The organism is Sporosarcina gallistercoris (assembly GCF_014836415.1).
GTDB lineage: Bacteria > Bacillota > Bacilli > Bacillales_A > Planococcaceae > Sporosarcina > Sporosarcina gallistercoris.
In genome coordinates this window covers 114811-130728 of the sequence record NZ_JACSQY010000003.1, presented here as the reverse complement: position 1 = coordinate 130728, position 15918 = coordinate 114811, and the positions used below count along the sequence as shown (strand labels likewise).

14 protein-coding genes are annotated in these 15918 nt (G+C 42.1%); 5 read left to right on the top strand and 9 right to left on the bottom strand.

Features of this window, described 5'->3' with window-relative positions:
* Positions 1 to 235 precede the first annotated feature (235 nt).
* The 5 genes from H9659_RS06015 to H9659_RS05995 all read right to left on the bottom strand — a co-directional run bounded on the left by H9659_RS06015 (position 236) and on the right by H9659_RS05995 (position 4884).
* A complete protein-coding gene (locus H9659_RS06015) occupies positions 236 to 499 on the bottom strand; it encodes a hypothetical protein (protein ID WP_191689031.1) in 264 nt (87 codons plus the stop codon).
* A 348-nt stretch (positions 500 to 847) separates the two neighbouring features.
* Positions 848 to 1255, bottom strand: a complete 408-nt coding sequence (locus H9659_RS06010; RefSeq protein ID WP_225217688.1) for a DUF5412 domain-containing protein — start codon at positions 1253 to 1255, stop codon at positions 848 to 850.
* Between the two features lie 356 nt (positions 1256 to 1611).
* Entirely contained in the window at positions 1612 to 3153 is a 1542-nt protein-coding gene (locus H9659_RS06005) for an AI-2E family transporter (protein WP_191689029.1), read from the bottom strand.
* Positions 3154 to 3507: 354 nt separating this feature from the next.
* The gene (locus H9659_RS06000) at positions 3508 to 4233 is read right to left on the bottom strand and encodes an SDR family NAD(P)-dependent oxidoreductase (protein WP_318240695.1); all 726 of its coding nucleotides are present in this window, start codon (positions 4231 to 4233) and stop codon (positions 3508 to 3510) included.
* A gap of 78 nt (positions 4234 to 4311) precedes the next feature.
* Positions 4312 to 4884, bottom strand: a complete 573-nt coding sequence (locus tag H9659_RS05995) for a 3D domain-containing protein (protein ID WP_318240694.1) — start codon at positions 4882 to 4884, stop codon at positions 4312 to 4314.
* 198 nt (positions 4885 to 5082) lie between these two features.
* Between H9659_RS05995 and H9659_RS05990 the strand changes: the two genes are divergently transcribed.
* Entirely contained in the window at positions 5083 to 5742 is a 660-nt protein-coding gene (locus H9659_RS05990; protein WP_191689027.1) for a GntR family transcriptional regulator, read from the top strand.
* Positions 5743 to 5820: 78 nt separating this feature from the next.
* Here H9659_RS05990 and brnQ read toward each other — a convergent pair whose 3' ends face one another.
* From brnQ to H9659_RS05975, 3 genes are all read right to left on the bottom strand, one after another.
* Entirely contained in the window at positions 5821 to 7194 is a 1374-nt protein-coding gene (gene brnQ, locus H9659_RS05985; protein WP_191689026.1) for a branched-chain amino acid transport system II carrier protein, read from the bottom strand.
* Positions 7195 to 7317: 123 nt separating this feature from the next.
* Complete coding sequence (locus H9659_RS05980; protein WP_191689025.1) at positions 7318 to 10395, bottom strand: AAA family ATPase; 3078 nt, start codon at positions 10393 to 10395, stop codon at positions 7318 to 7320.
* Positions 10392 to 11552: an exonuclease SbcCD subunit D gene (locus tag H9659_RS05975; RefSeq protein ID WP_191689024.1), complete on the bottom strand. Its 1161-nt coding sequence runs from the start codon at positions 11550 to 11552 to the stop codon at positions 10392 to 10394. Before H9659_RS05975 ends, H9659_RS05980 begins: the two co-directional genes overlap by 4 nt.
* A 425-nt stretch (positions 11553 to 11977) precedes the next feature.
* Here H9659_RS05975 and H9659_RS05970 point away from each other — a divergent pair, with 425 nt between their 5' ends.
* From H9659_RS05970 to H9659_RS05955, 4 genes are all read left to right on the top strand, one after another.
* Positions 11978 to 12721 carry a metal ABC transporter ATP-binding protein gene (locus tag H9659_RS05970; protein WP_191689023.1) on the top strand — a complete coding sequence of 248 codons (744 nt, stop codon included), beginning with the start codon at positions 11978 to 11980 and terminating at the stop codon, positions 12719 to 12721.
* Positions 12721 to 13578, top strand: a complete 858-nt coding sequence (locus H9659_RS05965) for a metal ABC transporter permease (protein WP_191689022.1) — start codon at positions 12721 to 12723, stop codon at positions 13576 to 13578. The genes H9659_RS05970 and H9659_RS05965 overlap by 1 nt, the downstream gene beginning before the upstream one ends.
* A gap of 81 nt (positions 13579 to 13659) precedes the next feature.
* Positions 13660 to 14610, top strand: coding sequence for a metal ABC transporter solute-binding protein, Zn/Mn family (locus tag H9659_RS05960; RefSeq protein ID WP_191689021.1), 951 nt, complete (start codon positions 13660 to 13662; stop codon positions 14608 to 14610).
* 122 nt (positions 14611 to 14732) lie between these two features.
* The gene (locus H9659_RS05955) at positions 14733 to 15347 is read left to right on the top strand and encodes a DUF3298 and DUF4163 domain-containing protein (protein ID WP_191689020.1); all 615 of its coding nucleotides are present in this window, start codon (positions 14733 to 14735) and stop codon (positions 15345 to 15347) included.
* 6 nt (positions 15348 to 15353) lie between these two features.
* On the opposite strand, the gene H9659_RS05950 is transcribed toward H9659_RS05955, so the two are convergent.
* Positions 15354 to 15899, bottom strand: a complete 546-nt coding sequence (locus tag H9659_RS05950) for a hypothetical protein (protein WP_191689019.1) — start codon at positions 15897 to 15899, stop codon at positions 15354 to 15356.
* Positions 15900 to 15918 lie beyond the last annotated feature (19 nt).

The window sequence follows — 15918 nt, the reverse complement described above, 5'->3', positions numbered from 1 at the left end:
CTCAAAAGTATGAGGACGTGTCTACACTTTTTGTTTCAAGAATTTAAACTAAAAGCATACGTAAAAGGGGCTTTCACTCGCATCGGAAAGAAGGCCCCTTTTCAATACTTACAGACGACTAGACCATTCGTAGTCCAATCATCGCTAGTCCACTAGTTTTAAATATCAAAGTTAGTTCTTTGCCTTTCGCAGCTACTATCGGGACTGTAGTGTGCCACGTTTTTGACGAATTGTCTTAAGATGCAGCTCGATTACTTTCTTTTACCTTATCATCCACCAAACGTTTCAGCTTGGGAAATGCAAATACAACAAATAACGAAAGGAATAGAACAACAGACAAAGAGCCTAGAACGCTGTGTTCAAAATCGATGAAATCGAACCAACTTTTACTTATTAAAAACAGGACAACGAGCATGACTAAGTAAGGGAAAAGAATCATAAAATAAAAACCCGTACCTTTCCCATATTTAAAAAATGCATTCCACTTATTTTCATCCATATGAAAAAGCTTCTTCAATACGATAAAAGACAACAGTAGCGCACCGACATAAAAGACAGAACCTATAACATCTAATAATACATAAGAAATAACAAACAGAAATATAGTAATATCGATCACCTTTTATCTTTCACCCACAATTTAATAATCTGAATACGACATTCAACTTTGATGAGAACAAGTCAAAGTTTAAATCCTATCGATTTCAAAGTTAGTTTCGTATATCCGCAATTCCCTCATATTTTCGGGTAAGCCTCTCTAATTAATTCATAACCTACAATAATAATTTTGCGACCAAGGTTTGTCCGATTTTCCTACAGTAGATAACACAGATAAACCCCAATATCTTCACTGATGTCTAAAATCATAAATATCTTTACGAACATCCAATTCATGCCCATTGATAACTACCGTATGATCATCTTTCCAAGTGATTTCCGCTGCCTCTTCACGATAGTTCCAGTAGATATTTTTTGTTTTGTCATTTTTTTCATGGAATACTAACTCCCCCCGCACTGCATATGACCCAGTGGCTCCCCCATCTGTCACATAGGCTTTCAGTGTATACTTCCCATTGGGCGATGTCTCTTCAGTAAGTAACTCTCCTTTAGGTAAACGGTCCATATTGAAGAAGAACCAATAAACACCATAGCCAACCAATGCAACTATTAACATACCTACTATCAACAAAAATCGTAAGACAATCTTATGAACTCTCTTCCGCTCTACCGCCTCATTCACTTGTTGATATTCCAAGTTCCATTGCCTCCTCATTCTCAAGCCATCAACTGCTTTAAATCCATCTACAATATAAGTAGACAGCTGCTAGTACTAAAACAGTTCCTGTTGCACCTAATCTATTGTAAACGGATTAAAAATAACGAAATTTGAACCTTCACTTCTTACATGGTGTGTAATCACCTGAATCTCTAAAAGCTGATAGTCATGCAGGTTCCAGAACTCCTTCTTTTCTTCATTCATAGCATACTAGTAACTTTTTCTAAATCCAGATTCCCCTCTTTTTGTCGCATAAAGAAAGAATCACTTAAAGCAATGCCCATTCCATTATGAGATGTTACCTTGAACCCGCAGACGAAATCGGATGATTCACTTTACTGAAGTCTGTTTCTGATATCGTTTAGTTCCTCTAAAATTTCTGGACTTGTGGATAATTGCTCACTTTGAGACATTGCTTGATACGCCTCTTCATAGTTCTTCGCATTCATCAACCGATGATACCGTGTAATTTCTGCTAACCACGTTTCGTAATAATCATCAACATATTCGCGATTCTCCTTAACGCCTAATTCCTCGGCCATTTCGGCAGTTTTGACAGCTTCATTCGTATCGACGAGTGTCAATAGTTGAGACAACGTAATATACGAACCGGCTACATTCGGCTCTAATCCGATCATAGTTCTCCTTACACTGATTGCCTCATTCCACTTCTTATGTTTTACCAGACATAATGCATACTGATGCCACGCTAGTGATTCGCCCGGATGCTTCTTGACCGTTTCTTGATATAAGCTAACTGAAGTTTCATAATCAGAATTTTGACAAGTTGCATAGGCGTGATTTAAATCTTCCTGAGCCGTGTAGATTCGATTAGATAAGATAGTTAAATCGAATCCTGTCAGTTCTTGAAAAGATTCTTCAAATGACCCTGTTTCTTTTCCTTGCAGAATTACGGTTGAGAGAACTTTCCTATCCTTACTATTTCCAACCGCATATTCAATGGCTTTTTCAGCTAAATAATAGACATCCGACTCTCTGGATGCCTTATTCCATTCAACGTGATTCCGAAGGTTATTGAGTGATATTTCTGGGATGGATGCATGTGGATATCGATCTCCACCGATCACTTGTAAACTTACGTATTCACTCACCCCTTCATGGTACCACTTAGGGATCTCCTCAAAATCCACCTTGTTTTGCTCTAAAAAAATATCTAAAAGATAATGACTATATTCATGGCTAAAGATCCCTTGCAAAGAAGGCACTTCTTCCTGTTGATATATCATAATTCTATTGCGATGCCTCACATAGGAACCGACTTGAGAGGAAGGGGCCCATGGCACTATGCGGGAATATTCTTTTGCATTAGCTAGGATGATGATCTCCAACTTTTTCGTCTTTTGCAATGGTTCTCCAAAAACTTGTTTCTCTAAGGTCTCGACCTCATCCATTCTTTCAATGATCTCATCAACTTTAGGTTCAAGGTGTGCAGGAAATTTGAATGTCATGTGATTCGTGATGCGTACTGAATAATCGTCAGTAATTTCATCCAAAACTCTCGTATTCACAGCGGCATTTCCTGCCAAAAGATTTAGTTTGTCACGAGCAGATAGTTCTCCAAGTTCCTCCCCTAATACGAAGTTCAGACTTCCGATAAAGATCAGAAGTATACCGGTTACTAACAAGTACGATAACAAAAATGAAAGGTGCACTTTACCTTTCCACTTGAAGAACTTTGAATGTTTGCTAACGGGATTTTTGAAAGAAAGTATGAATAAAAGGAATAAGCCAGCAACCCCACCTACTAAAATAATGAGCCCAGCGAATCCGGATAAAAATAAGTAGAGCCCTACTAAAATGATCGACGTAAAGAGTAGACTTAAAATAGTTATCGTAAAGCTCTTCAATACCTTCAATTTCATGCCTCATTTCACACTGCTTCCTATCCAAAAGGAATTATTTCTGTTCTTCTTAAATCGATTAATAAGCCGAACAAAGAGTTAGACAAAAGGTATAGGACCACTCCTTTCATTCGGCTTAAATTTCCAGTGCTATCTTTCAGGAATGAACATGCTAACCAGATTCATGAATTACGCACACTTAAAATGATCTTTAAGTCATTACTAAAACTATGTATGGATTCGGAATCTTCTTCAACTATAGCATACTAACAACTATTTCCAAATCTAAAATCCCCCTTCTTTTATTACATGAAAAAAAGCACTGCTTTTAGCAATGCCCAATCAAATTAGTTACGTTATCCCGTTCCCTCAACTAAGACGCGCAAGCACTTCAGCAGAAGCTAAATCCTCTTTTTCCATCCACTCAATCAGCAACTGTGCTGTCGCTTCAGCGCTTCTCAACTTGCCTTCATCTTTATAATTGATAAATTGCTCCAGCATCGGAAATCCAGAGATGTCACTCGAGCGGATCGTCTCTTGCATCCCGGTATCAATAATCCCTGGTGCAATCGAAACAATCCCCACTGGATGATCGACCCGGTCTTGTTCAAGTCTGACAACTTTTGAAAATTGGTCGAGCCCCGCTTTCGTAGTGCAGTAAATCCCCCATCCTTCATAAGCATTTCGTCCAGCACCTGAAGAGATGTTGATGATTTGCTTTTTTGCCTTCGTGTTACTTAAAACATTTATGAACTCATTGGCCAACTCAATCGGTGCCGTCAAATTCAATTCGATTGCTTGCTGCAGAGCATCCACAGATAGTGTACCTACTTTTCCTACCGGCTCCACAGTCCCTGCATTATTGATAAGTGTGAATGCGTCAGCAGTTTCTAAGTATGGTGTCAGCAGGCGCTCCATCAGTCCTTGTCTTGCTTCACGACTCGTTAAATCGACTTCTGTAAATTTTCCGTACCCTTTCGGATTGCTGCGTGCAATTCCAATTACAGTCGCACCAGATTTTTCGAGTTGCTCATACAATTCTTCGCCAATTCCTTTAGAAGCTCCCGTTACAATATAAATTTCCAAAATTATCACTCCTTTATGATTGATAGTGTACCATTTAGGGAATAAAAAAAACCAACCGACGAATCGGTTGGTCTGATTTTTATGAAGTTAGTTTAAAACTTTCACACGTACGGATTTTCTTCCCCACTGGATCGCTTTACTGTGTGATGCCATAAAGACATCAATACGATTCCCTTTAATAGCACCGCCAATGTCACCAGCAACTGCATATCCATAACCTTCAACGTGCACTTTAGAACCTAATGGAATTACTAGCGGATCCACCGCGATCACTTTTAGTGAAGGATTCTTCTTCAAGTTCAATCCTGTTTTTGTAATTCCAGAACACCCTTTACATGAAGCTGTGTATGCAGATGAGTTCGCCATGAACTCTTTTGACACGTTATCATTGTCAGAACGTGATGGTTGTTTAGCAGGCTTTTTCGCAGCTGTTGTTGTACCGCCGCTACTTAATTTCAAAGTTTGGTTCGGATAAATCACAGATGATTTAATACCGTTCCACTTCATGAGGTTATTAACTGAAACATTGTACATCCTTGAAATCTTATATAGTGAGTCGCCTTTTTTCACTTTGTACGTAGACGCTGCTGCTGAACTTTCATGTGAACCACTGACCATTAGTGCCGTAGCTAAGATAAACGTAAAGATTAGTTTCTTCAAAAGCTCCGCTCCCTTGTTTTTAAGTCTGTGTATAGGTTAACAGCCTAATATTACAAAGAGATTACAGCTAACCACCATTCCCGTTACAAATAAAAGATGATTATTACAGTTGTCGGAAAGATTACTCTCAAGTAGTTCACTCTAGCAGAAAAGTAAGGTATAGTAGAATTAGAAAGTCAGATCAGGACGGTGAACGTAATGCCAATACCTCAAAACCACATGAAACCAGCTCGTCAAACTGCAAAAGAAAGCGCATTCAAACAGCTCCAGCAATGGATTATTGACGGGACGTTGAAACCTGGTGAGAAGTTAATCGACAGCGAGCTAGCTCAGGCACTCGGCGTCAGCCGTACTCCTATACGTGAATCACTTCAACTTCTGGAAGTGCAAGGATTCGTTAAAATGTATCCTGGAAAAGCAACACAAGTCACGGACGTCGAACGGGATTCCATCAATGATTTGTTACCACCGCTAGCTGCTATGCAAGCGCTCGCGGCAGAGTTAGCTGCGCCCTCCATCTCAAAAGAAACGATTGAGGTGCTAAGTACCCTTAATAAGGAATTTGCGGATGCTGTACGTAGTGAGGACTACTTTACAGCTTTAAAAATTGATGAATCTTTCCATCAGGTCATCGTTGACGCAGCAGCGAATTCTTATATCATATCGATTACTGCGTCACTTCAAGTGCATGTCAGACGACTATTCTTCCACAACTCCATCATTTTGACCGAGAAGTCCATTGATGAGCACGAAGAAATTATCGATATGTTGAAAAACAACCGTGCTGAACAAGCATCCACTATCATGCGCGGGAACTGGCTGCGTGCCATTAACGAATTCCAGTCGCTGAACAACTAAAACCGGTCTCCCTGATAATCAGGGGACCGGTTTTTTAGAGATTAATGATTCAATTTTGTTACGCTATAAAAGAAACGATTATTCTTCCACACTTACCGAACGACTTGAATCCATACCTGTCACTCGAGCAATTACACCAAACACCACAATGACAATCAATGTAGGGATTAACCAGCCCAGACCATTTTCATACAGCGGAAGCACTTTTCCATAGAATGCCGTAATGGGTTCTATCAGTTTCTCTAACTGTCCGCCTGGCAGAGTACCTGCAAGTGCAGCCAACCCATCCACTACACTTATTAGCATCGCAACAACAGTTACTGCCACATACACAATACGGGCGTGACCGAACAGCGGCGAAACAAATGTGAGGAGCATGAGCGTAATTGCAAGCGGATATAAGAATAGCAATACTGGAATGGAATATGTAATGATATTATTCAGTCCGATATTGGAAACGATAAAACAGAATATCGTAAATGAAACAACAACCACTTTGTAAGACAATGCAGGAATGAGTGTATGGAAATACTCTCCACATGCCGTCATAAGACCGATGCTTGTCGTTAAGCACGCCAACAAAATGACAACACCTAACAACACGAGACCAGCTTGTCCAAAGTAATGAGTAGCAACAGATGTTAAGACGGCCCCACCCGAGTCCATCATGCCAAGGGATTCTACACTGCTTGCTCCTAGATAAGCGATTCCTACATACAAGACTCCTAAAAATCCTGCTGCAACAATCCCTGTCTTGAAAGTAGCAGCAACTATCCCCTTTTTAGACTGGACTCCCATTGAGCGGACAATCGTGATGACGATAATTCCAAAGACAAGCGATGCCAAGGCATCCATCGTATTGTACCCTTCTGTAAATCCTTTTCCGAATGCTCCCGAAAGATATGGACTGCTCGGTGCTTGAAAAGACCCCATTGGCGAAAACAATGCAACTACTAACAAAGCTAGCAACAAGATGATAATCGCGGGAGACAAAACCTTTCCTACCCGATCGGCAATCTTTTGCGGATTCAGCGACAACCAAATTGTAATTCCGAAAAACAGTGCAGTAAATAGGAATCGTGGAATCAAAGGATCGGCCCCATTCAAAAATGGAACAATCCCGATATCAAATGCAACTGCACCTGTTCGTGGTGCTGCGAAAAAGGGTCCTATTGTTAAGTATAGAGCAGATGTGAACAAAATCGCGTATAAGGGATGAATGCGACTAGCGAGTTCCTGTAAGTTGGCACTTCCAGAGAAACCGATTGCTAGAATCCCTAAAAACGGCAGCCCTACTCCCGTAATCAGGAACCCGATGACTGCTGGCCAAAAATTCGTGCCTGCCGCTTGACCTAGCTGGGCTGGGAATATGAGGTTGCCTGCACCAAAGAAAAGTGCAAATAACATCGTTCCAATGACGACTAAAGATGAAAACGGTAACTTCCGATCCATTCTGAAATACCTCCTAAGATGATTGAACCTCGTATGCGATATATTGCAGGTTTTCATCATAAACCGCGACTCCAAAAAAAGCAAGTCGCGGTTTTTAAAAAACTATGGAATCACTTTGGATGCTCAGTGCAGTTCGATACGGGTGTAACTGTGTCCTTCTTTCGTCTTTTCCACTCTCAAAACAGCCGGAAATGCCTCTTTCAGTTCAGCCACGTGTGAAATGACACCAATCATACGACCTGCTTTCTGTAAACTGACCAGTGTGTCAATCGCTTTTTGTAATGACTCTTCATCCAGTGAACCGAAGCCCTCATCGATGAACATCGTTTCAACAGAGATGGAACCTTGGAAGCTTTGAATAACATCAGCCATCCCTAGCGCCAGACTAAGCGATGCATTGAATTTCTCCCCACCTGAAAGAGTTTTCACATCACGGTTCTGCCCTGTATATTCATCGTAAACATCGATTCCTAATCCACTTTGGCGACCTCTGCTTTCCTGGCGGTCACTTCTTAACAACTGGAATTGACCGTTTGACAAGTCGCTCAACCTTCCATTTGCAGCATGTAAAATCCGCTCTAAATATTCAGTTTGCAAATATCGTTCAAACGATAGTTTGCGATCGTTATTTCCCCGTACCAAGTCATGCAGTTCAGTTAATCGGGCGCACGTTTCTTCAAGTCCACTCTGTTCTCCAATTAACTCTTTCAATTTCCCGTGCAGTTCAGCTGCATTCTTTTCAAGATCGGAAGCATGATGATACTCAGTTAACGCCTGTTCATAGGCCTGCTTGTTCTGTTCAGTAAGTTCACGAAGTACTTCTAAATCCGCTTTCTGTTTTCCAGCCACTTGCTCCCTTAATTCTACAATCGCTTGTTTTGCCGTCTGGATTTCAACATCGTATTCATGGATTTTCCGGGTGAGTGCAGTGCGCTGTTCAGAACGTAATTTACTATTTTGATACTCTGTCTCATCTTCGAAAACCGATTCTGAAATTGCTGCGATAAATGAGCTTGTTGCTATTTGTTGCTTAAGCGCCGCGTCTTCAACGGTTTTTGTTACATAGACTAAGGCGGTTTGCGCATTAGAGACCGCTTCCATAGCCAGTTGTCGCTGCTCCCTAGCACGTTCCCATGAATGTTCAAGTGCGGCTTTATTTTTTTCCTCTTTACTTATTTCACTCTGGAGCACCTGAAGTGAGCGGACGTTTGCGGGTACGGTCTTTAAGGACTCAGCAAGAATCGCTTGCACTTGCTCAAGTTCTGCTCGTGTGATGTACACACTTTTTTCTTTTTCAACAATTGTTTGCTGGTGCGCAAGTAACTGCTCATCTGCCTCTCGGTATTGCTGTTTTACAGCTGGCAGATGATCCCGACTCGTCTTCAATTCATGAAGTTGTTTCTCCAATTGATGGACGAGCTCACTTACGGATAGTAACGCATCAGGATTCGGCGCTTCCTTTAGTTGGTGTTCGATTCGTAAAGCTTCAGCACGTTCACTCTCTAAACGCAGCTCATCTTCTCGGTATTGTTCATATGCTTGTGTTGCTGTTTTTTTCTCGATCTCAAGTTGTTCTTTAGAGACACTGAACTCGTGTGTTTCCAACCGCACTACCGGATGATGTTCACTTCCGCAAACTGGACATGGAGTTCCGTCTTCCAATGTTTCAGCAAGAAGTGCAGCTTGGTTTGCAATCCATTGTGCTTCAATCGCGTTTGCTTGTCTGCGAGCTGTCTCCATTCGCTCTTTTTTGAGCTCCAACTTAGCTGCCAGTTGATGGATCATTTTAGTACGCTCACTGTGGCGCGTCAGCAGATCCTTTTTTTGACGTGCATCGGTTAGTTCATCCACGACTTGCTCGTAGCCCTCCGATGCTGATTCCAGTGACTCCAGCTTCAGCTTTAATTTCTGAACATTGTCGATTGTAGCTTCTATCGTCGACTGTACGTTCTCAAGTTCCAATTGTCCGTTGTCGACGCGCTTTTGCAGTGTGTGGATTCGCTGTTCTTTTTCCTCGATTTGCTTCACGTTCGGTAAAAAATTTTGGAGGGTGATGAGTCGTTCGCTGCTTTGTTGCCGTAAAGGCTGTTTTTTCATTTCTTCATTGAATACTTCTTCCACTTTAATAGAAGCTTCCTTGGCAGTTGCCAGGTTCGATGTCGCTTGTTGTAATTCTTTTTGTCGCGCTTTCAACTCGTAATCCGCTTCAACAACTCTTCGCTCATACGGCTCTAGCTGAACAGCTTGTTCTGCTTTTTGAATCCGTACTCGATCGGCATTCAGTTCAGTTTCACGTGAATTCAACAGCTGCAGTTCATTCACTTTCCGTTCCAAGTTTTCAAATTGCGTATTGAGAGCAGTCCCTTTAAAGAACGCCTGCTGAGCTTGCTCATGCGCTTCATATGCCTTTCTATACGTTTCATTGCTTGCTTTGGCTGCAGTTTTGTAATGAATACGTTCTTGTTCCAACCCTTCCAGCAAACGAGTCGGATGAATGGATTCCGCTTGAAGTGTGTCAAATAGGAACGATTCCCGTCCTGGCAGACTCACAGGCAGCTGGCGGATGATCTGTTCCATTGAAAGACGTGCAGTGTTCAGTTCACTTACGGCAAAATCTTTTCTCTTTTTTAAGATGTCCGCCATTTCCCGATAATGTTCTGTTTTAAAAATCTTGCGCAAGATCGTTTCTTTGTTTTCGGTGTCGGACGTTAAGAATTTCCGGAACTCGCCTTGAGGCAACATCACTATTTGGCTAAATTGTGCAAGAGTGAACCCGATCAGCTCTTCAATCTTTTTGTTCACTTCTGAAACGATTTGTCGCTCTACAGCAGGTATTTCCCCTTGATCCGTTTGTTGAAAGAATTCTGTTCGTCCGCTAGTTTCACCCTTATTCCCTTTTTTTGTATAAGGAACTTGGCGAAGTACACGATACGTGCGATTTTGGATGATGAATTCCAACTCGACTGCAGTCTGTAGATCGTTTTGCGCAAAATCACTCCGCAGCGCACGTATATCGGTCCGATCTTCACCACTAGCCTGTCCATATAAGGCAAAGCAAATCGCATCGAATATCGTCGTTTTCCCTGCCCCTGTAGCACCTGATACCGCGAATAACCCGTGCTCTTTCAGAATTGTGAAGTCAATCGTCTCTGTGCCGCGGTAGGGACCAAATGCGGTCATCGTCAATCGGGTCGGCCTCATAGTGATTCCCCCTTCCGAGTTAACAGTTCATGCAATACTTCATCCACGATTGTTCGCGTCTCTTCATCTGGTGATGCGCCAGTGATTTCTTCATAAAATGATTCGAATAACGCACGGTCATCCAAACGCTCAATATCCGTTACCCGTGAAGTAGCTTGTTCAGGAAGGGAACGATTCACGACCCGCTCCACGTGCATTGCATTCGGATACACAGAACGCACTTTTTCCATGGGGAATAGCACTGGAGCTTCATCCAGAAGTTTGACGAAAACATAATCTGCACTAGGTTCTTCTTGCAGTAAATCTGCCATACTTGCTTTAACCGTTCTAATATCCCGTTCCTGGAATAGTGCCCTTTTTTCAACTTTAATCTCTCCATGCTTATCAAGATCAATTACTAAGAATCCTTTATGATGATGCTCTTCGGATATCGAATACTTCATCGGCGAACCGGAATAACGAATCCGTTCTGTTCCCGTAAAATGGGCCTGATGCAAATGACCAAGCGCTGTGTAATGGAAGTGCTTGAACAAATCAGCAGCTACATATTCGGCTCCGCCTATCGATAGCGGGCGCTCTGAATCACTCGTATTTTCTTCAGGTTCACCAAGTGGTGTAACGAACGCATGAGCAATTGCGACATGACGAATGGAAAGATCTAACTCTCCGTACTGATGGATAATTGACTCCATTGCACGATGATGACTGTCAATCCTATCTTCTTGCGCCAAGTTTCGAATAACGGATGGGTCTGCGAATGGAATGAGGTGAAATCGAACTGGACCAAACTCATCCTCTATTTGAACAGTTGTCCCTCCGCCACTTTCAGATGGTTTTCCAATAATATGTAAGCCATTCGCTTGCATGAGACGACTGCCGAATTGCAGACGCGCTGGACTATCATGATTGCCAGCAATCGCAAGAACTGGCGTATTATAGTCAACCGTTACCTTCCACAACACTTCGTCCAACAAACTTACAGCCTCTGCTGGCGGTACGGAACGATCATAGAGATCTCCTGCAATAATGACAACATCAGGTTTCTCCTCTTTAACGGCATTTGTGAACTGATTGAATACAAAACGCTGTTCTTCAATGAGTGATACTCCTTGCAGCACTTTTCCGAGATGCCAATCAGCTGTATGGAATATTTTCATAATTCGTTCGCCCCTCTTCCATTCATTCTCCCTCTAGTTTACCGGAGATTGTCCATTCTCTCCAACGCAAACAGGGCAACTTAGAACAGATGTCCAGTCAAGGGATAATTTATCAAACAAATAGCAAGGGTAGTACAAGACCATAGTTACTTTTCAAAAATATCGACCACTCATAATAATCTGGGTTTTCACGCTTTACATACCAGCACATTTAGACTATACTGTAAAAAAGTTGTACACGGGAAACTTAAAGTTGCACAGAGGAAACAACATGCTGTATTCTATTATCAAGAACCTTTCAGAATAAATGAGCATAGTGTGAAAGAAAATAAGCAAACCCGTCTTGACCTTTTAATGTGCAAACTAGTACTACACAAAAAGTTGCACAGAGGAAACTTTATTTTATCAATTCAGGAGGAATTAGAATGACAGAATCACTTACTGCGAGTAATATTTCGGTCTCCTATTTAGGGAAACAAGTTGTCAGCCATGTATCGTTCACATTCGGACCAGGCAGTTTAATTGGCATTTTAGGCCCTAATGGAGCAGGTAAATCCACTCTTATGAAAGCTATGCTTGGATTGATACGGAAAGATAGCGGGACTACACAAATCGGTTCTCAATCGATTGATAAGATGCGGAAACTCATTGCTTACGTTCCACAACGTTCGAACATCGATTGGAATTTCCCTATTGTTGTTAAAGATACGGTACTTCTCGGTACGTATCCAAAACTCGGATTATTTCACCGGCCAAGTAAAGCGGATAAGGCTTGGGCAATGGAATGTTTGAAACAAGTAGGCATGCAGGATTTTGCAGATCGCCAAATCGGTGAATTATCTGGTGGTCAGCAGCAACGAGTCTTTTTGGCGAGAGCACTAGCTCAAAAAGCGGATTACTTTTTCCTTGACGAACCGTTTGTCGGCATTGACGTATCAAGTGAAGAAGTCATCATCAATATACTCAGAACGCTGAAAGACGCAGGTAAGACAGTCCTAGTCGTCCATCATGATTTATCCAAAGTGAAAAGTTATTTCGATGAACTGATATTGATGAATAAGGAACTGATTGACGCTGGTCCGGTTGAGCAAGTATTCCAAGAAAAGAATATGACCCGCGCATACGAGCGGCCAATGACGATGTTTGGTGATTTGGAGGTTCAAGTGTAATGGAATTCTTCCACGATTTGATGAACTACGCATTTTTGCAAAAAGCATTTATCACATCCGTAATGGTCGGAATCATCTGTGGTGTGATCGGCAGTTTCATTGTATTGCGAGGGATGGCATTGATGGGTGATGCGATTTCCCATGCAGTCCTGCCAGGTGTCGCGATTTCCTACATGCTGAGCATCAATTACTTTTATGGCGCAGTACTCACCGGAGTTCTGACAGCATTCGGGATTGGAGCCATCAGCCAGAATAGCCGTATCAAGAGCGACTCTGCAATCGGGATCGTCTTCTCAGCATTCTTTGCACTCGGCATCATCTTAATCACAAAAGCCCGCAGTGCAACTGACTTGACGCAAATTTTATTTGGTAACGTATTATCGGTCCGTGATTCAGACATGTGGATCACACTCGTTATCGGAGCGGTCGTAATCGGTACAGTTGCCCTATTTTTCAAGGAGCTGCTTATTTCAAGTTTCGATGAGACGATGGCGGCGGCATATGGCTTGAACACACGGTTCATCCATTATGCAATCATGTTTCTTTTGACGCTTGTCACGGTTGCTTCATTACAGACAGTTGGCGTTATCCTTGTCGTATCCATGCTGATAACACCCGCTTCGGCAGCGTATTTGCTGACAAACCGACTATCCACGATGGTCTTTCTTGCATCTTTCTTCGGTGCATTGTCAGCAGTCATCGGCTTGTATTTCAGTTTCTTATACAACATGCCATCGGGACCGGTTATCGCACTTGCCACAACTTCTATTTTCGTTATCGCTTTCCTGTTTTCTCCACAACAAGGGCTGATCACTCAAATGTCCAAAACCCGAAGAAAACAAGACACTCCTGCATAACGAGAACACCGAGTACGCTTCCCATGTTTAATCAGGGCGGATGTAGTATTATTCTTATACCAAAGGAGAAGATTTTTGCTTATGAAGAAGTTTATAACTTGGATGGGATTGTCTTTGATGGCAATCTTCTTGCTCGCAGCTTGCGGTAAAGGTGAAGAAGCTGCAACAGCACCTGACGGAAAAGAAAAACTGAAAGTCGTTACTTCCTTTACCATTATCGCTGATATGGCCCGCCAAATCGGCGGTGATTATATCGATGTCCATAACCTGGTACCATCTGGAACGGATCCCCACGAATATGAGCCACTGCCGAACGACATCAAAGCAGCAACAGACGCAGATATTTTGTTCTATAACGGACTGAACTTAGAAGGTGGCGACAAGGGCTGGTTCAAAAAGATGACGGACACTGTTCGCCAGAAGGAAGAGAATATCTTTAATCTTACCGAAGAGGTGACGCCGAAATATTTGACAGGTGATGACGGACGAGAAGAAGAGATCAATCCTCACGCATTTATCGACCCAGGCGTAGGTATTCTCATGGCTCAAAAAATCACTGAAGTACTGATTGAAGGACACCCGACGGATAGTGAGAAAATCAAAGAACGCGGTGAAGAGTATGTCAATCGCTTGAAAGAGCTCGACAAAGAGTATGAAGAACGGATAAACGATATTCCCGAAGAAAACCGTACACTGGTTACTAGTGAACGTGCATTCCAATATATGAACGACCACTATGGACTAAAGGAAGCTTATATATGGGAAATTGACACAGAAGAAAACGGTTCACCGAAACAAATCAAAGACTTGGTCCACTTTATCCAAGAACATGAAGTTCCTGTATTATTTGTAGAATCCAATGTCGATACACGTCCAATGGAAACCGTTTCCAAAGAGACAGGAGTACCGATGGCGGAGAAAGCCATTTATTCCGATGAAATTGGTGATCCCGGCGAAGCCATCGATACGTATGTGAAATACCTGAACTACAACATCGATCTTATTCACAATGAACTCAGTAAGAAAAGATAATGCTATACGAAAAAGACGGGTATGCTCTCATTCAGCTTATACCCGTCTTTTTTGCTGCATTCCTTTAGGTATCGGATGGATCTGTCATGCATAAGATAATGCATTGAAGAAAGGATGATGTTATGAAAAATGTCCCTACACTTATTACTACGCGCCAATTACAGAACCCTTCACCTTCCATCTCCATTGTTTTTCCAGAAGTCCATCTCCCCCATCTTCCTGTCGTGCAACATAGTCTCAACACGCAGATTCGGAATGAACTGAATCAGCTCCTTATCGACCAAAATTACTACGATCCGAATCTTGTAGAACTCATTGTTTACTTCGAAATCAAAACAAACGAGCGCAACCTATTGAGCCTCACCCTCATTGCCTATTCATTTACAGGTGGCGCACATGGCATGACTGTAGTAAAAGCCATGACGTTTGATACACTAACAGGAAAAAGATACTCACTCTACGACCTATTAGGTCCTCAAGACTTTGAAAAACCATTATCCGATCGAATTCGCACAAAAATTGAAGAGTGGGATGTCGAGCTGCTCGATCCGCCCTTTACTGAAATCAGAAGGGACCAAGACTTTTACTTGGCGGATACGTCAATCGTCATTTACTTCCAATTGTATGAAATCACCCCTTACGTTTGGGGGTTCCCTTATTTCCCGATTGCATTGAAGGATATCGAAAAACTTATCCCAGCTGAAAGCCCTTTGCAACGCTTTATCCCTTTCCTATAATGAATCCTAGTTTCGCTTTTTAAGGAAGAACCCGTATAGGATGAGAAGAAAAACAATCGAACCTAAAATACTAGTTATGATCCATCTAGATTGACCATCCGCGAAAGAGCTTGGTTCTTCTTGGGTAAATTCCTTCTTCCCGGCACCAAGTTCTTTTAAATCTTCCATTGCGTTCGCTTCGGCAGTTGTTCTCGTACATATATTGCTTGTCAGAAAACCATCATCGTTTCGCTCGCTCCCATCTGTTGCGTAAAACAGATAGCTTTCCCCAATTGTGATTGGCAGTCCACAATCTCCATCATTAAAACCTGTGTAAATCTTAATTGTTTTTGTTCGTACCCCTTTCCAAGCTTCCCGGACGTTGATGGTCACTTCCCTTTGGATCTGCAAATCCTCAATATCGGTGATGATGCCAAGGAACACAGCATCCGCTTCTTCTCTGGCTTCAGAAACTGAAGGAAGCTCTATACACGAACATGCACGTGCCTTTTTTTCATGAGGTATTGCCCATACCAAGACGAACACACAAAGGAAAATATTGATCTTTTTCAAACCTTCCCCCTCCTCCCTT

Coding starts and splice junctions, on each gene's coding strand:
- H9659_RS05960 (WP_191689021.1), top strand. CDS start 13,660: ATGAAGAAGTTTATAACTTGGATGGGATTGTCTTTGATGGCAATCTTC.
- H9659_RS06015 (WP_191689031.1), bottom strand. CDS start 499: ATGGATGAAAATAAGTGGAATGCATTTTTTAAATATGGGAAAGGTACG.
- H9659_RS05975 (WP_191689024.1), bottom strand. CDS start 11,552: ATGAAAATATTCCATACAGCTGATTGGCATCTCGGAAAAGTGCTGCAA.
- H9659_RS05965 (WP_191689022.1), top strand. CDS start 12,721: ATGGAATTCTTCCACGATTTGATGAACTACGCATTTTTGCAAAAAGCA.
- brnQ (WP_191689026.1), bottom strand. CDS start 7,194: ATGGATCGGAAGTTACCGTTTTCATCTTTAGTCGTCATTGGAACGATG.
- H9659_RS05955 (WP_191689020.1), top strand. CDS start 14,733: ATGAAAAATGTCCCTACACTTATTACTACGCGCCAATTACAGAACCCT.
- H9659_RS05980 (WP_191689025.1), bottom strand. CDS start 10,395: ATGAGGCCGACCCGATTGACGATGACCGCATTTGGTCCCTACCGCGGC.
- H9659_RS05970 (WP_191689023.1), top strand. CDS start 11,978: ATGACAGAATCACTTACTGCGAGTAATATTTCGGTCTCCTATTTAGGG.
- H9659_RS05990 (WP_191689027.1), top strand. CDS start 5,083: ATGCCAATACCTCAAAACCACATGAAACCAGCTCGTCAAACTGCAAAA.